At 62.7% G+C, this 14,302-nt stretch carries 14 protein-coding genes; 2 read left to right on the top strand and 12 right to left on the bottom strand.

The window, feature by feature from the left end:
- Nucleotides 1-195: 195 nt before the first annotated feature.
- Nucleotides 196-1,344 (top strand): M20 family metallopeptidase, encoded by a 1,149-nt coding sequence (locus AAFG50_RS09085; RefSeq protein ID WP_028173116.1) that lies wholly within the window; start codon nucleotides 196-198, stop codon nucleotides 1,342-1,344.
- Nucleotides 1,345-1,457: 113 nt separating this feature from the next.
- Here AAFG50_RS09085 and AAFG50_RS09080 read toward each other — a convergent pair whose 3' ends face one another.
- The 11 genes from AAFG50_RS09080 to opgC all read right to left on the bottom strand — a co-directional run bounded on the left by AAFG50_RS09080 (nucleotide 1,458) and on the right by opgC (nucleotide 10,924).
- The gene (locus AAFG50_RS09080; protein WP_008131268.1) at nucleotides 1,458-1,613 is read right to left on the bottom strand and encodes a hypothetical protein; all 156 of its coding nucleotides are present in this window, start codon (nucleotides 1,611-1,613) and stop codon (nucleotides 1,458-1,460) included.
- Nucleotides 1,614-1,709: 96 nt separating this feature from the next.
- Complete coding sequence (locus AAFG50_RS09075) at nucleotides 1,710-2,291, bottom strand: flavin reductase family protein (protein WP_011089744.1); 582 nt, start codon at nucleotides 2,289-2,291, stop codon at nucleotides 1,710-1,712.
- 31 nt (nucleotides 2,292-2,322) lie between these two features.
- On the bottom strand, nucleotides 2,323-3,159 hold the full coding sequence (locus AAFG50_RS09070) for an ATP-binding cassette domain-containing protein (RefSeq protein WP_028173115.1): 837 nt from the start codon (nucleotides 3,157-3,159) through the stop codon (nucleotides 2,323-2,325).
- Nucleotides 3,160-3,179: 20 nt separating this feature from the next.
- On the bottom strand, nucleotides 3,180-3,986 hold the full coding sequence (gene ssuC / locus AAFG50_RS09065; protein WP_028173114.1) for an aliphatic sulfonate ABC transporter permease SsuC: 807 nt from the start codon (nucleotides 3,984-3,986) through the stop codon (nucleotides 3,180-3,182).
- Complete coding sequence (gene ssuD, locus AAFG50_RS09060) at nucleotides 3,983-5,146, bottom strand: FMNH2-dependent alkanesulfonate monooxygenase (protein ID WP_028173113.1); 1,164 nt, start codon at nucleotides 5,144-5,146, stop codon at nucleotides 3,983-3,985. The genes ssuC and ssuD overlap by 4 nt, the downstream gene beginning before the upstream one ends.
- A gap of 16 nt (nucleotides 5,147-5,162) precedes the next feature.
- Nucleotides 5,163-5,285 carry a hypothetical protein gene (locus AAFG50_RS09055; protein ID WP_257787562.1) on the bottom strand — a complete coding sequence of 41 codons (123 nt, stop codon included), beginning with the start codon at nucleotides 5,283-5,285 and terminating at the stop codon, nucleotides 5,163-5,165.
- Between the two features lie 2 nt (nucleotides 5,286-5,287).
- Nucleotides 5,288-6,238, bottom strand: coding sequence for a sulfonate ABC transporter substrate-binding protein (locus tag AAFG50_RS09050; protein WP_028173112.1), 951 nt, complete (start codon nucleotides 6,236-6,238; stop codon nucleotides 5,288-5,290).
- A 383-nt stretch (nucleotides 6,239-6,621) separates the two neighbouring features.
- Nucleotides 6,622-7,788 (bottom strand): cytochrome P450, encoded by a 1,167-nt coding sequence (locus tag AAFG50_RS09045; RefSeq protein ID WP_028173111.1) that lies wholly within the window; start codon nucleotides 7,786-7,788, stop codon nucleotides 6,622-6,624.
- Between the two features lie 203 nt (nucleotides 7,789-7,991).
- Complete coding sequence (locus AAFG50_RS09040) at nucleotides 7,992-8,525, bottom strand: isoprenylcysteine carboxylmethyltransferase family protein (protein WP_197535734.1); 534 nt, start codon at nucleotides 8,523-8,525, stop codon at nucleotides 7,992-7,994.
- A gap of 85 nt (nucleotides 8,526-8,610) precedes the next feature.
- Complete coding sequence (locus AAFG50_RS09035; protein ID WP_049832453.1) at nucleotides 8,611-9,060, bottom strand: IS5 family transposase; 450 nt, start codon at nucleotides 9,058-9,060, stop codon at nucleotides 8,611-8,613.
- A gap of 490 nt (nucleotides 9,061-9,550) precedes the next feature.
- Nucleotides 9,551-10,924, bottom strand: coding sequence for an OpgC domain-containing protein (opgC, locus tag AAFG50_RS09030; protein WP_039186962.1), 1,374 nt, complete (start codon nucleotides 10,922-10,924; stop codon nucleotides 9,551-9,553).
- Between the two features lie 482 nt (nucleotides 10,925-11,406).
- On the opposite strand from opgC, the gene AAFG50_RS09025 reads away from it, so the two are divergent.
- A complete protein-coding gene (locus tag AAFG50_RS09025) occupies nucleotides 11,407-12,069 on the top strand; it encodes a response regulator transcription factor (protein WP_028173105.1) in 663 nt (220 codons plus the stop codon).
- Here AAFG50_RS09025 and AAFG50_RS09020 read toward each other — a convergent pair.
- Nucleotides 12,064-14,295, bottom strand: a complete 2,232-nt coding sequence (locus AAFG50_RS09020) for an MASE1 domain-containing protein (protein ID WP_028173104.1) — start codon at nucleotides 14,293-14,295, stop codon at nucleotides 12,064-12,066. The genes AAFG50_RS09025 and AAFG50_RS09020 overlap by 6 nt on opposite strands.
- Between the last annotated feature and the right edge of the window lie 7 nt (nucleotides 14,296-14,302).

Below are 14,302 nucleotides of genomic sequence, written 5' to 3'. Positions count from 1 at the left end.
ATTCGTCGTCCGGTACTCCTACCGCCCTCCATCGGTAGATTCCGCGGTATGGGTCCTGGCTTTCGTCAGGACGACGATGAGGAGACAGTGTGCGTCCAAACCCGCAGACGGCGGCATGGCCGCACCGCGTTCTCCGACTAGGTCGCGCCTGCGCAAGGCCGTATAACCCCGCGTGAGAACCACACGAGGGTAAACATGTCTGAAGCTCAAATCACGGACTGGCTGGCGTCGCAGCGGCAGGCGATGATCGATCTGTTGCGCGACGTCGTGAACATCGATTCCGGGTCTTATGACAAGGAGGGCGTCGATGCGGTCGGGGCGCGGTTCGAGCGGCACTTCGCCGAGCACGGCATCCCGTTCCGGCGCGAGAGCAACTCCACCTTCGGCGATGCGATTCATGCCGAGGTGGCAAAGCCCGGCAGCAACGAGAAGCCGGTGCTGTTGATGGGCCATCGCGACACCGTGTTCGGCAAGGGCGAGGCCGGACGGCGTCCCTTCACGATCCGCGACAACCGCGCCTATGGCCCCGGCGTCGCCGACATGAAATCCGGCGTCGTAATGAACATCTTCGTGGCGACCGCCTTCCACAAGTTCGGCGGCAGCCCGCACCCGATCAAGGTGCTGATCACCTCCGACGAGGAGATCGGATCGCCCTCGTCGCGACCCGTGATCGAGCGCGAAGGTCGCGCCGCGCGTGCCGTGTTCAACTCCGAGCCGGGCCGCCCCACAGGCAACGTCGTCACCGGCCGCAAGGGCGGCATCTTCATGCATCTGGCCATCACCGGCAAAGCCGCGCATTCCGGCGCCAATTTCGCCGCCGGCGTCAGCGCGATCGGCGAGCTCGCGCACAAGATCATCCAGGTCCACGCGTTGACCAATCTCGACAAGGGCATCACGCTCAATGTCGGCCTCGTCTCCGGCGGCCAGTCCGTCAATACGACGGCGCCCTATGCCGAGGGCCAGATCGATCTGCGCTATGTCGATCCCGCAGACCGCGCCACGGTGATGGCCGCGATCGAGACAATCGTCGCGACCTCCTATGTGCCGGGCACGAGCGCAACGCTGACGATCAAGGGCGAGTTCGTGCCGGTGGTGCAGAGCGAGGCCTCGAAGACGCTGTTCGAGGGTTATCAAGCGGCGGCAAGGCAGGTCGGCCTCACCACGCTGCAGGGCGAGTTCTCCGGCGGCTGCGCCGATTCCGGTTTCACCGCCGCGGTCGGCACGCCGACCATCTGCGGCCTCGGCCCGGTCGGCGGGCTCGCGCACACGCCGGAGGAATATCTCGAGATCGACAGCATCGTGCCGCGCGCACAGGCGCTGGCGCTGGCGATTCTGAGAGGGTGAATTCGTAACTTCTGTAGGGCGGGCAAAGCGAAGCGTGCCCACCATTTCGTTCGCAGCGAAGATGGTGGGCACGGCGCAAGTGCGCCTTTGCCCACCCTACGAGATCTCGGGCGTCACGAATAACTCGGTGCGTCGGGCTTGCGGAAAATGTGGATGGGGTCGCCGGGAACGATCGGCTGGCCGCTGAACATGGCATAGGCGTAGAGCGCGAGATAAGCGATCGCCAGCGCGCCGATGGCGTAGAAGGCCCAGGTCGCGACGCGTTTCATCGTTCCGCTCCGTTGCCGTCCCGGACGGGAGGCTCAGGGCGCTTCTAGAGCGATGACAGGGAAAAGGCCAGCCTGCGTGCTGCCTCTTTGCGGCGATCAAACGCCGCGCCGGGTGCGCGCGGGAAGGCTGACCTCGGCGAGCCTTGCCGCGTCTTCATCCTGGTCGACCGCCACGTACTGGCCGTGCCAATAGGCAAGCGCCGCGGTCCGCGTCGAACTCCTGACGTCCCTGACACGGCCGATGACGATACCGTGCGAGTGCCGCTCGACGATCTCCTCGACCTCGCAATCGAAGGCCGACAATGCGCCGACCAGCAGCGGGACTCCCGAGACCGCCGTCACCCACCGGGCGCCGGCGAAGCGGTCTGCGCCCTTGAGCCCGCCCTTGCCGGCGAAGCGTTCGGCGACGTCGAGCTGGTCGGCGTTGAGGATGTTCACGCCAAAGGCGCCGTGACGCCGGATCAGCGGGAAGGACGAGGCATCGCGGTTGATGCTGACCAGCAGCGTCGGCGGCTCGACCGACAGCGAGGTGACCGAGGTCACCGTCATGCCGCTGATGTCCTTGCCCCGCCCTGCGGTGATGACGCTGACGCCGCCGGTGAGGTGGCGCATGGCGCCGCGGAAATCGGCGGGCGAGACGGGGATTTCAGTCATGAGATCGCGAGGCACTACATTCATGGCGTGGTCCCCGAAGCGGGGTTCCCTCTATTTAGGTACGATCGTCCGCCGACAAAAGGTGGCTCAGGATCGAGCCTTCGAGGCCCGCAAGCTCGGCCGAGCCGCGCTCCCGCGGCCGGGCTGCGTTAACCACGACGTCATGGGCGATCCGGCCCTCCTCGATCACCAGCACCCGGTCCGCCAGCGCGACCGCCTCGGACACGTCGTGGGTCACCAGGATCGCGGTAAAGCCCTGGTCGCGCCAGACCCGCTCCAGAAGCCGCTGCATCGAGATGCGGGTCAGCGCATCCAGCGCACCGAGCGGCTCGTCGAAGGCCAGCACGCGCGGGCGGGAGACCAGCGCGCGGCCGAGCGCGACGCGCTGCTTCTGGCCGCCCGACAGCACCGAGGGCCACTGGTCGCGCTTGTCGGCGAGGCCAACCTCGGTCAGCGCCTTCTCGGCGCGGGCATGCGCATCGGCGGATGAACGATCGCGGCCAAGACCGACCTCGACATTGGAGAGCACGCGGGCCCAGGGTAATAGCCGCGGCTCCTGGAACATCACGCGGATATCCTCGGGCTGGACGTCGCTGCCAAAGCTGATGCTGCCGGCATCGATCTTGTCCAGGCCGGCGATCAGGCGCAGCAGCGTGCTCTTGCCGCAGCCGCTCTTTCCGACGATGGCGACGAACTGGCCGGCCGGGATGTGCAGGTCGATGCCGCGCAGCACCTCGTTGTCGCCGAAGGACTTTCGCAGCCCCCGGATGCTGAGCGGCAGGCCGCTGGCCTGCACCACCCGCTCCTCGCGCACCACGCGGGCGTGAGGCGCGAAATTGGCGCGGCTGGCGAACTCGGTTTCGGGAAGGGAGGTCCGAAGGGCTGTCTGCATGTGATTCCCAGTATTTCTGCTCAACGTTTCTGGAAGGCGGGGTGCCAGGAGAGCGTCGCCCGCTCCAGCACGCGGGAGGCGCTGTCGGCGAGCTTGCCGAGCAGGGCGTAGATCAGGATCGAGAGAACGACGACGTCGATCAGCATGAACTCGCGCGCCTGCATCGCCATGTAGCCGAGGCCTGAGGACGCCGCGATGGTCTCGGCCACGATCAGGGTCAGCCACATGATGCCGAGCGCGAAGCGGATGCCGACGAAGATCGAGGGCAGCGCGCCCGGAAAGATCACGCGGCGGAACAATTCGCCATCGCTCATGCCGTAGATACGGCCCATCTCGATCAGTTGGGGATCGACGGTGCGGATGCCGTGCAGCGTGTTGAGGTAGATCGGAAAGAACACCCCGAGCGCCACCAGGAACAGCTTTGCGCTCTCGTCGATGCCGAACCACAGGATGACCAGCGGGATCAGCGCCAGGTGCGGCACGTTGCGGACCATCTGGAGCGTGGTGTCGGTGAGCTTTGCCGAGAGCTGCGACAGGCCGTTGGCAAGCCCGAAGGCAAAGCCGATGCTGCCGCCGATCAGGAAGCCGATCGAGGCGCGCCAGAACGAGACCCAGATGTTGCGCGCGAGCTCGCCGGAGAGCAGCAGCTTCCAGCCGGCGAGCGCGACGTCGCTCGGCGCCGGCAGCACGCGTGTCGGCACGAAGCCGGTGACGCAGGCAAGCTGCCAGATCGCGACGATGGCGAGCGGCACGATCCACTGCACCAGGCCGCCCGCACGCGGCAGGCGGACCCGGCGCGGAAGAGAAATACTGTCGATGAGGCTCATGATTGCGATGCCAGCTTGGAGGGACGGAAGTCGTTGCCGACGGTCTCGCCGAACGGACCGCTGTTGTGGTGCAGCCGCGTCACGTTGCTGCCGTGATCGAGCGAGAGCAGCGGGAACACCAGCTCGGCAAAGCGATAGGCTTCCTCCAGATGCGGATAGCCCGACATGATGAAGGTATCGATGCCGATATCCTGATACTCCTTGATGCGCGCCGCGACGGTCTGGGCGTCGCCGACCAGCGCCGTGCCGGCGCCGCCGCGCACCAGGCCGACGCCGGCCCACAGGTTCGGGCTAATCTCGAGCTTGTCGCGCTTGCCGCCATGGAGCTGCGCCATGCGCTGCTGGCCGACGGAGTCCATCCGGGCAAAGTTCTTCTGCGCCCGCGCGATGGTATCGTCGCTGACATGCTTGATCAGCTCGTTGGCCGCACTCCAGGCCTCTTCATTGGTCTCACGGACGATCACGTGCAGGCGAATGCCGAAGGACAGCTTTCGGCCCCGCGCGCTCGCGACCTCCCTCACCTTCGCGATCTTCTCGGCAACCTGGGCCGGCGGCTCACCCCAGGTGAGGTATTTGTCGACGGTATCGACCGCAACTTCGATACCGGCGTCCGACGAGCCGCCGAAATAGAGCGGCGGCCGCGGCGACTGCACCGGGGGAAACAGCAGCTTGCCATCCTCGATGCTGATGTGCTTGCCCTCGACATTGACTGCCTTGCCGCCCAGCAGGTCGCTATAGACGTTGAGGAACTCGCGCGTGACCTCGTAGCGCTCGTCATGGCCAAGGAAGATGCCGTCGCCCTTGTTCTCAACGGGATCGCCGCCGGTGACGACGTTGATCAGGAGCCTGCCGTTGGTGACGCGATCGAGCGTCGCGGTCATGCGCGCGGCCACGCTCGGCGATTGCAGGCCGGGCCGGACAGCCACGAGATAGCGCAGCCGCTCGGTGAACGGCGCGACCGAGGAGGCGACGATCCAGGAATCCTCGCAAGACCGCCCCGTCGGCAGCAGCACGCCGAAATAGCCGAGCTGGTCGGCCGCCTGCGCGATCTGGCGCAGATAGTTGAAGTTGACCTCGCGGCCGCCGGTCGCGGTGCCCAAATAGCGGCCGTCGCCGTGGGTCGGCAGGAACCAGAGGATGTTGCTTTTGGATTGGCTCATGGATGGGCTCCGATGACTAGCCGTAGGTCGTGCCGACGGCGGCCGCGACGATGCTGATCGACATGACGATGGCTGCGATCACGCGTTGAACGATGCGCCTCATGTCTAGACCTTTTGAAACGGGGAGATTGGTCGGCACGATCAGGCTGCCGGGTTGCGCCAGACGATGTCGCGGATCACGATCGGCTTGGGAATCAGGCCGAGCTTATGGAAGCGGTCGGCGACGCCCTGCTGGGTCGCGACGATGTCGTCGGTGACGGGACCGACCACGAAGGCCGAGCGGTTCGCCGCGATGGTCTGGATCTCCAGGGGAATGCCTGTCACCGCCGCCAGCGATTTGGCGACCTCGTCGCGGTGCTGCTCGGCCCATTTGGCCGTCGCGGTCGTCACGTCGACGATCTGTTGCAGGATGGCGCCGTGGTTCTTCGCGAAGTCGCGGTTGGCGATGTAGAAGGAATTGGTCTTGGTGACCTCGCGCGCGTTGATCAGGATGCGGCCGTTCTGCCTCGTCTCGCCGATCGCAAAGTACGGATCCCAGATCGCCCAGGCCTCGATGCTGCCGTTGGCGAAGGCGGGGCCGGCGTCAGGCGGCGTCAGATAGACCGGGGTGATGTCGGCATAGGTGAGGCCCGCCTTCTCCAGCGTCTGCACCACGATGTTGTGGGCGCTGGAGCCCTTGGTGAAACCGACGCGCTTGCCCTTCAGCTCGGCGATGGCGCGGATCGGCGAATCCTTCGGCACCAGAATGCCCTGGCCGTTGGTGATGGGCTGGCCGGCGGCATAGACGATCGCGGCGCCCGCGGCTTGGGCGAACACCGGCGGGGAATCGCCGACCGCGCCGTAATCGACGCTGCCGACATTCATGGCCTCCATCATCGGCGGGCCGGAGGAGAACTCAACCCATTTCACCTCGATGCCTAAGGCTGCGAAATGTTTTTCCAGGGCGGCCTGCTGGCGCGTGATGACCAGCACGCCGTTCTTCTGATAGCCGATACGAATTTCCTTCACCGCGCCTTGCGCGCGGACGCGCGAGGCGAACGCAGCCGCAGCTGCCGTTCCAACGGAGAATTTCAGGAAGTCCCGACGCTGCATTCCACACTCCCGGCCGCATGCGGCCGTCATTCATTCACGCCAGGGAATGATGGTGCGGCTTGCCGGAGGTGTCGAGACACGCGGAAAAATAGCGATGCGAGCACTGCGCGCGTGGCAGGGCGCATGATTAATCTTTCAAGCGGCCGCGATGATGCAGGGAGAATTTTTCCGCACGCGAATGTGAGAGCCGCGGGGATTTGGTGCGACGATGCAGGGCCGGAACATAAAACGTTGAAAACAACCCCATGCACAGTAGCCGACCATAGTCGGATCAATAGCTTACGCGGCAGGCCGAGTCGTTTGACCCGTCGGGCAAGACAGGAGCATGATGGCATGATCGGCGAATGGGAGCTGTTGTGGCGCGAAGCTCCCTTCCAGCCGGCCTAGTGTAGCCATCTCGCCGGCAAATTTTGCAAGCCGCGGAACGCCCAGCCGCCGATCCGTACCGGCTCGTCATCGGCAATCTCGATCCGGCCGGCACGCGCGAACAATGTCGGCAGCGCGACGTCGGCGATCATGGCGCGCGAGGCCCAGGCACCGGCGCAGAAATGCGGGCCGGCGCCGAACGCCACGCTCTTGCTGGTGTCGCGCCGCACGTCGAACTGGTCGGCGCGCTCGAAATGCTTCTCGTCGCGGTTGGCGGAACCGAACATCAGGAACACGCGCTCATCGAGCTCGAACGCGACGTCGCGGATCGTCCACGGCTTTGCGATGCGCCGCGGCGACATGCCGATCGGCGAGATCCAGCGGGCATATTCCTCGAAGGCCTGGAGCCAGGTGACTTCACCACGCCGGACGAGGTCGAGCTGCTCGGGATGGGTCAGCAGCGCCCACACCGTGCCGGCGATCGCCTTGCGCGGCTCGTTCTGGCCGCCCGATATCGCGAGCTTTACATTTGCGCGCACGCTTTCCATCGGCATCCCCGACGCGAGGAGCACACCGAGGATGCTTTGATCGGGATTTTTGCGCATGACCGGCAGCATGTCGTCGATCGCCGCATCGATGCCCGACGTCGCGGCATGGCAGCGCGCCTCGACGACGGGATCGCCGACATAGTTGGCGATGCCCTCGATCATGCCTTGCGACCAGGCGTCCATCTCGGCAAAGCCGATATTGGTGAGGCCGGTGATCGACTTCAGGCATTCGCCGGAGAACGGCAGCGCGAAGTCGCGCATGAAGTCGATCCGCCCCGGCTCGATCGCATCGATGATGCGGTCGGCATGGGCCTGGAACAGCGCGGTCCAGTAGCCTTTCACCGTCTTCGGCGACACCGTCGGAAACATCGCCCGGCGTTCGACCTGGTGCTCCTCGCCGTCCTTGCGCATCATGTTGTGGCCCATCAGCCGGTTCATCAGGCCGGCGGGCTGGTGCGAGGAGAACACGTCGATCTGCTTCTCGGAGATCGAGATGTCGTCGCGGCTCGTCAGCAGCGTCGAGCCGAGCTGCGGCACGAAGGCGATCGGCGCCCCCTTGCGCATGTTCGCGAGCATCGGATAGGGGTCGGCCCAGAACGCGGCCGGGTCGATGTCGATGCGCGGCGCGGTGCTCAAGGCGGTCTCCCTGCTGTGTCCCGCCAGACTAGCGCGTTCAGGAGCTGCCGTCTGTCCCCAGCGATTGGGACAACGTTCGTTAAGGCCATGAAGCGACAGAGGCGACATTCCAATCGAGCGCCAGACAGCGTGCCTGCTCGCGGCGCCGGTGAAGCGTCCGAGACCGGTCGCGAGCAGCGGCTCGCACAGCCGCGGGCCACCGATCATTTCAACCGCCATGGGGTCATCCGCGGTATCCAGCGCGGGACGGCGGCGCGGAACGCCTCGTACTCACTCCCAAACGTCCGCTCGAGCGTGGGTTCTTCGTACGCCACGACGAAGACGTGGAAGAAGAGCCAGAGCAGCGCACCGTAGACGATGAGGCGCCAATCGCCCATCAGCACCGCTTGACCCAGGATGATGGCAACGACCGCGACGTATATTGGATTACGCACATAGCGGTAGAGACCGGTCACCACGAGATTCCGGGTCGGCGCGATGGGCGCGGGGGTGCCGAGCCCTTGCAGCGCGAAACGCGCAAATGCGTCAACGAGCCCAGGTACGCCTGCGAGAATCATTATCGCGCCGATGCCGCGCGTCAGCTCCAGACCAAGGAACGGCGGCCGGAATTGCCAACCCGTGATCGACCATGGAACGAGCCCCGCCAGCGTACATGGGGCGACCACGAAGAAAACCGCCGAGCCCAGGACGGCAATGGTTCGTTGCACGGCGGTTCCCGACACTCGCTGCGAGCTCATTCCAAGCTCCCCGTCATGGTTTCCCATCGTCATCCGGGTGCCGACACGCTCGCCACGTTATCCCAAAAGCGGAAACCGCGCACGACTAAAGCCAGAATGCCACGGCGGCAACGAGGCACAGGGCTGAGAAGTAGTTCCGAGCGAGTTTGTCGTAGCGCGTTGCGATGCGCCTGAAGTCCTTGAGCCTGCAGTAGCAGCGCTCGATGACGTTGCGATCCTTATAGGCTTGCTTGTCGTGACGTATGCGTTTCTTCCGATTTGACCGGCCTGGGATCACCGGTTTGATGTCGTCCTTGCGCGGAGACTTGCGGAACGAGTTGCTGTCATAAGCCTTGTCACCGAGCAACTCGGCGATGCCGTCGAGCAGACTGACACATGCCGGCCCGACTGTGCAGTCGGCGGTATTGCCAGGCGTGAGGATCAAGACCCACGGGCGGCACAGCTTATCGACAAGGCCGTGAATCTTGCTGTTGCGCCCGCCCCTGGTGATGCCAATCGCCTGTTCCGACGCCCCCCTTTTCCGCCGCCAGCGCAGCGATGCGCTTTGACATGCGTGCCGTCGAGAGCCATTCGTTCCGGCGGTTCAGCAGGTTCGGCCCGCCGCCTCGAAGATACTCTGCCAAATTCCCCGCGTACTGCCCGTCGCTAAACCAAAACAAGTTCGCCCGCATCTGTTGGCCCCCGATTCGGTTGACCAACCCGTTGAATCTCAACATGGATAATTGGGTCTTAACCCTAGGTCAGCCTGCGCATGCCAGTGGAAAGGGTCTCGTGTGAACCCACCGGGGTGCAGGTCGTAAATACGAGGGCAAACCGGCTGCACTGCCAGTCCGCGCCGAGCGCGGCGCTGGTGGGTGATGTCAGGTTGACCGACAGAAATGCCGCTACGCAGGCCAACGTCACGTACGCCGCGATCAACATCGCTCTCTTGTGGGTCCTTGGTTGAGAAATCATGGCCTTGGCTCCTGTACGATGGCCGGACGATCAAGGGGCAGGCTCCACAGTCCCTTGTCGGTCCTTGTGATCTAATCCACATCCTGACCCGCACTTTTCGCTGGTGGCCCGAAGGCGTGCGCGATTGCTGGCACTGGATCCGCGCGGCAGCCGGACTCGCGCACCGGAGCAAACAGCATCTTTAGTCGATCAACCTTGTCGGCACAGGCGAGTACCGCGGGCGGAATGTCAACGCCGAGTGCCCTGGCTGTCATGGGATTGATGACCAGCTCAGACCTGGTTGGCTGCTCGACGGCCTTCGCATGCAGCTGCTGCCTGGGTTTGATCATGACCAAATGCAGCAGCGCCGCCACCACGATCATCACCAGGACGCCGCCAACACTGAGCGCGATCTGCATCGTCAGCCCCTCCGAGATGTCGAGCAGCGCCAGGTGGCTGGCCAGCGTCAGCAGAACGCCAAGGCAGTAGATTGGCAGCGAATTCCGGCCACAGAGAATGGCGCCACGCATCACCGGCGTCGTCAGCCCTCGCCAATCGCGAGGCATGAGCCATACGGCCAAAACTGCAAGGGCCAGAAAATGCAGCAGTCGCAATGGAGCGAGATTCGATTTGTCCATCGGGTAAAACAGCGTCAGGAGTGCCCGAGGGACCAACGCTTCCAGCGGTTTGACGCTCCAGCTCAATGCGATGATGAGGCTGATCAGCAGATAAAGAACCGCAGGAACAAGCACGGTGCGTGAGGTCACCCACGGTCGAACTCTCTTGCCCTCGATGATCCACCACGCGCCAAGCACAAGCGGCAGCTGCCAGGCCAGCGGATTGAAGAACCAGTGGCCGTTCGGCCATGCCGGGATGGTCCAGCCGAAGACGTGCACCAGTGCGTAAAGCAGCAGCGACGCGCCCAGCGTTGCGTTCGGCGCTCGCAGCAGCAGCCACAGCAGCGGCGCAAACAAAAGGTGATAAAGCACGAAGAGCGGCAAGATGTCGGTATTCACCGGGCGGTATTGCAGGATCGCCGCGTGCGCGAGCGTCACGCCCGGCTGATCCAACAGAATGCGCGTATTGCTCTTGTCGGCAAGAGGGCCGCCGCCTGCGAGGTGAACCACGATGGCGCAGGCGAGGGTAAGCAGTAGAAATGCGACATAAATATCCCAGCTTCGCCACAGCGTCCGGCCGATCACGCCGGTCCAGCCCCCGCTCTGCCGTGCCTTGCCGTAGGACAGCGCGCAGGTCAAACCCGAAAGAAACATGAATACTTCCGCCGCATCGCTGAAGCCGTAGTTGCGCAGCGTCAGCCAACTCCCGATGTTGTTGGGGACATGGTCAAGAAAGATCCACCAGAGCGCGATGCCGCGGCAGGCATCAATGCGCAGATCGCGGCCGCAGCCGTTCAGCTCCGGCACCGCGCCTGCGAATGGCTTCAGGGTGGCAGTTCGATCAAGCATCTGGTTCCCCGTCCGGCGTCCGAACACGTTTCAAGAGGGACCGAAACTGACGAAAAGCATCAGCCGCGCCGAACCCGGCCGCGAATTACGGCGACGCCTGGTAGAACCTCCTGGCGCGGGAGCTGTCGGGTGACGATTATCGTTCAACGGCACCGCGCGTAAATCAGCCGGAGGTCCTCACGGAGGGGTTCCTAGGTCCTATGATCAAGGTACTTACGGATATCCGCAGTCTGAATCCGCGACTCTGGTGATCCGCACTCGCTTTTTTGGGCGTCCCGTGAGCTGATTACAATTACAGCATACAACGGCATTCAACTTCTATCTTGAGTGCCTAACCGTGACCCGCTGGCTGGACCAGCGATGAAGAGTGGACGGTCTCGAGGCCGGTCTTCCCGCCAGCCTCTTCCTCGCCAAAGACCCAAGGGCGGGTGTATGATTTCTCAAATTGGATCTCCGTGCCATGGGATGACGGAGAGCTTTTCATGAAAGTCCTTATTGTTGACGATCATGCATTGATACGCGAGGCGTTGTGCGCGGTCCTGAGACAGCTGAAGCGAGAGGCCGTCATATTTGAAGCTTCGAGCAGCCGTCAGGCAATGGACATAGTCGAGGAACATCCCGACATCAGCCTCATCCTGCTTGATATCAATTTGCCTGACAGAGATGGCTTCTCTGTCCTCCGCGAACTGCGAGACAGCTATCCGACCATTGCTATCATCATTCTTTCGTCCTCGAATGATCAAGACACAGTCAAGCGCGCTTTCAAACTTGGCGCGCTGGGTTTCATCCCTAAGACGACCGAACGAGAGGTCATGCTCAACGCAATTGAGTTGGTGTTCTCTGGCGGTATTTACATTCCCTCTGAAATTCTGGAGGAAGCACCGTCTCGGCGGCTTGCAAATAAACCGACGACGCCCGACTTTCTCAGGGGCCTCGGATTGACCGATCGGCAGATCGAAGTGCTTGCGCTTCTGATGAAGGGAAAAAGCAACAAGATCATTGCCAAGACGCTCAACATGGCAGTGCCGACAGTGAAAAATCACATCACGGTCGTTCTCAAGGCGCTCAGCGTAACGAGCCGCACCGAGGCAGTCATCAAAGTGGGAAAAATGGGCTGGGAATCGTCGCCGAAATCCGAGTCATGAAGCCGCCCGGGTATCCCTCCCATCGCCGTGATCCATCAAGAGCTCGTGCATGACAGCGCGGAGCCGCATCGGGTCGACAGGCTTGTGCAGCAAAATGTATCCTCTATCCTTGACCTCACGTGCCGGTTCGGGTGCCGTATCGCCGCTGATGAGAATAGCTGGAATGGATGAACCGAACGCCGCATTGATTTTTTCAATGGCTCGGATCCCGGTCTTTCCATTCGCAAGATGATAATCCGAGATGATGAGATCGGGGCGTTGTTGGCGCTCCGCAAGTCGGATAAGTGCCGCTTCGTCGGATCCGGTGGTAAGGACGGTGTATCCCCATCTGCCAAGCAATCCGCCCGTTCCCTGCTGGACAATCGGAGCATCGGCAATAACAAGAACGAGCTTGCCTTCGACTGCAAAGGCCGCGGGGTGGGGAGAGTCGACGGGCTCGGCGGATGTATCGCATTCATCGGCCATCGGAACCAGGATCGCGAATCGCGAACCTCGGCCCACGGTCGAAGCTAAGTCGATTGGATGGTTGAGAAGCAGGCGAAGCCTGTCGACAATAGCCAAGCCAAGCCCCATGCTGCCGTACCGGTTCCGGTCTCGGGCGGCCAGTTGAAAGAACTCGCCAAAGATATTCTGCTTCTGATCCTCGGGAATGCCGGGACCACTATCCCATACTTCGATGCGCAACATTTGACCGCGCCGGCGACAGCCGACAATGATCCCACCCCGCAACGTATAGCGCACAGCGTTGGATACCAAATTGAGCAGTATGCGTTCGAGGAGCATGGCATCGCTCCGCACCCAGGCGTCACTTCGCCTGACGCGTAGACGCAAGCCTGTTTCTCGCGTTGCCTGATCAAACGTCGTCTCAATTTTTTGCAACAGGCGCGCGATCGGGAATTCAGTAATTGTGGGTATAAGGATTCCGGCATCCAGCTTGGACATATCCAGCAGCGAATTGAGCATTTCATCCATTTCCTTGCGCGTTGCATCGATCAGCTCGATCGTCCTTGTCCGTTCCCCCGATCTGAGCGGCATGCGCAGCTGGGCAATGAACAAGCTCAGTGCATGCAATGGCTGCCGCAAATCGTGGCTTGCCATGGCCAGGAAGCGCGATTTTGCTGCATTGGCGAGCTCAAGCTCCTGCGTACGCTCTGCGACCTTCCGTTCGAGTTCGACCTGCGCACGGCGCAGACGTTTCTCCCCCCTCTTGCGGACCTCGACGTCGGCGCTCAGTAACAAGCTCGGAACCGTAATGCTGATCAGGAACATCAACACCAGCAGGAATGAAACGTTGAGGTCCGTGGTCGTGAAGGGGCCGCCGCCCGTGAGCGTCCCCCAAACCGTGATGCCGGCAAGCACCAGCGCAACCGTTGCGGTGTCACGTGGACCGCGGCGCAGTGCTGCCCACAACATTGGCAGAATCGCGAGAAAACCCAGTGGATCTCTGCTCGGCGTTTGCTCGATCAGGGGACTGAAAGCAATGAGTCCAACAGCCGCCGCTGTTGCGAGGACGCCGACCGTCTCCAAACAATCATTGCGGTTGAAAGCATGGTCGTAGCTTGATGCCCAAAGCACGACAACGGGGGCAATGACCAGCGCGCCGGTCACATCTCCCAGCCACCATGTGACCCAGGCGTTCGCGAAATTGGTCCGATCGATGTACCCGGCGGTCGCCAGGCTGGTCAGTCCAATGCTGGCGCTGATCGGCGTCGCGATCACGATGCAGATCAGAGCAAACTTCGCGACGGAATTTGGTCTCGAGAACGTATGACGTCCGCGCGACCATCGATTGACCAGATAAGCGCCAACGACGGCCTCAAGAGTGTTGCCGGAAGCAATCGCAATTGCGGTGGTAACAGAGCCGGCGGTGGTCGCATTGGCGATCACCGCTGCAATGAAAATTGCGGGCCAGGTCCGATATCCCCACAACAGCACCGCCGCCAGCGCGAGACCCGTCGGTGGCCAAATTGGCGTTGCACTGGGATGAACAGAGGCGAGAGCGAGGCCGCCTTTTGCCAGGACGAAATAGATCACTCCAATCGCGACCAGGACGCCGGCATATCTGGTGCCTTGGCGGAAATTCATCTCCGGCGTTAGCGATCGTGGATCGGACATCGTCGACGCCTGGACCAGGCAGTTGGATTGTCCATCATGGCTGACCTTTTGATCTCCCTGATAAAGATCGAAGATCGCTACTTTCCCGTTCACCAAGCGGTTGATCGACACCCCTACG

The organism is Bradyrhizobium sp. B039 (genome assembly GCF_038965675.1).
GTDB lineage: Bacteria > Pseudomonadota > Alphaproteobacteria > Rhizobiales > Xanthobacteraceae > Bradyrhizobium > Bradyrhizobium diazoefficiens.
This window is presented reverse-complemented; position numbering and strand designations above follow the sequence as displayed.

Coding starts and splice junctions, on each gene's coding strand:
- AAFG50_RS09085 (WP_028173116.1), top strand. CDS start 196: ATGTCTGAAGCTCAAATCACGGACTGGCTGGCGTCGCAGCGGCAGGCG.
- AAFG50_RS09080 (WP_008131268.1), bottom strand. CDS start 1,613: ATGAAACGCGTCGCGACCTGGGCCTTCTACGCCATCGGCGCGCTGGCG.
- AAFG50_RS09075 (WP_011089744.1), bottom strand. CDS start 2,291: ATGAATGTAGTGCCTCGCGATCTCATGACTGAAATCCCCGTCTCGCCC.
- AAFG50_RS09070 (WP_028173115.1), bottom strand. CDS start 3,159: ATGCAGACAGCCCTTCGGACCTCCCTTCCCGAAACCGAGTTCGCCAGC.
- ssuC (WP_028173114.1), bottom strand. CDS start 3,986: ATGAGCCTCATCGACAGTATTTCTCTTCCGCGCCGGGTCCGCCTGCCG.
- ssuD (WP_028173113.1), bottom strand. CDS start 5,146: ATGAGCCAATCCAAAAGCAACATCCTCTGGTTCCTGCCGACCCACGGC.
- AAFG50_RS09050 (WP_028173112.1), bottom strand. CDS start 6,238: ATGCAGCGTCGGGACTTCCTGAAATTCTCCGTTGGAACGGCAGCTGCG.
- AAFG50_RS09040 (WP_197535734.1), bottom strand. CDS start 8,525: ATGAGCTCGCAGCGAGTGTCGGGAACCGCCGTGCAACGAACCATTGCC.
- opgC (WP_039186962.1), bottom strand. CDS start 10,924: ATGCTTGATCGAACTGCCACCCTGAAGCCATTCGCAGGCGCGGTGCCG.
- AAFG50_RS09025 (WP_028173105.1), top strand. CDS start 11,407: ATGAAAGTCCTTATTGTTGACGATCATGCATTGATACGCGAGGCGTTG.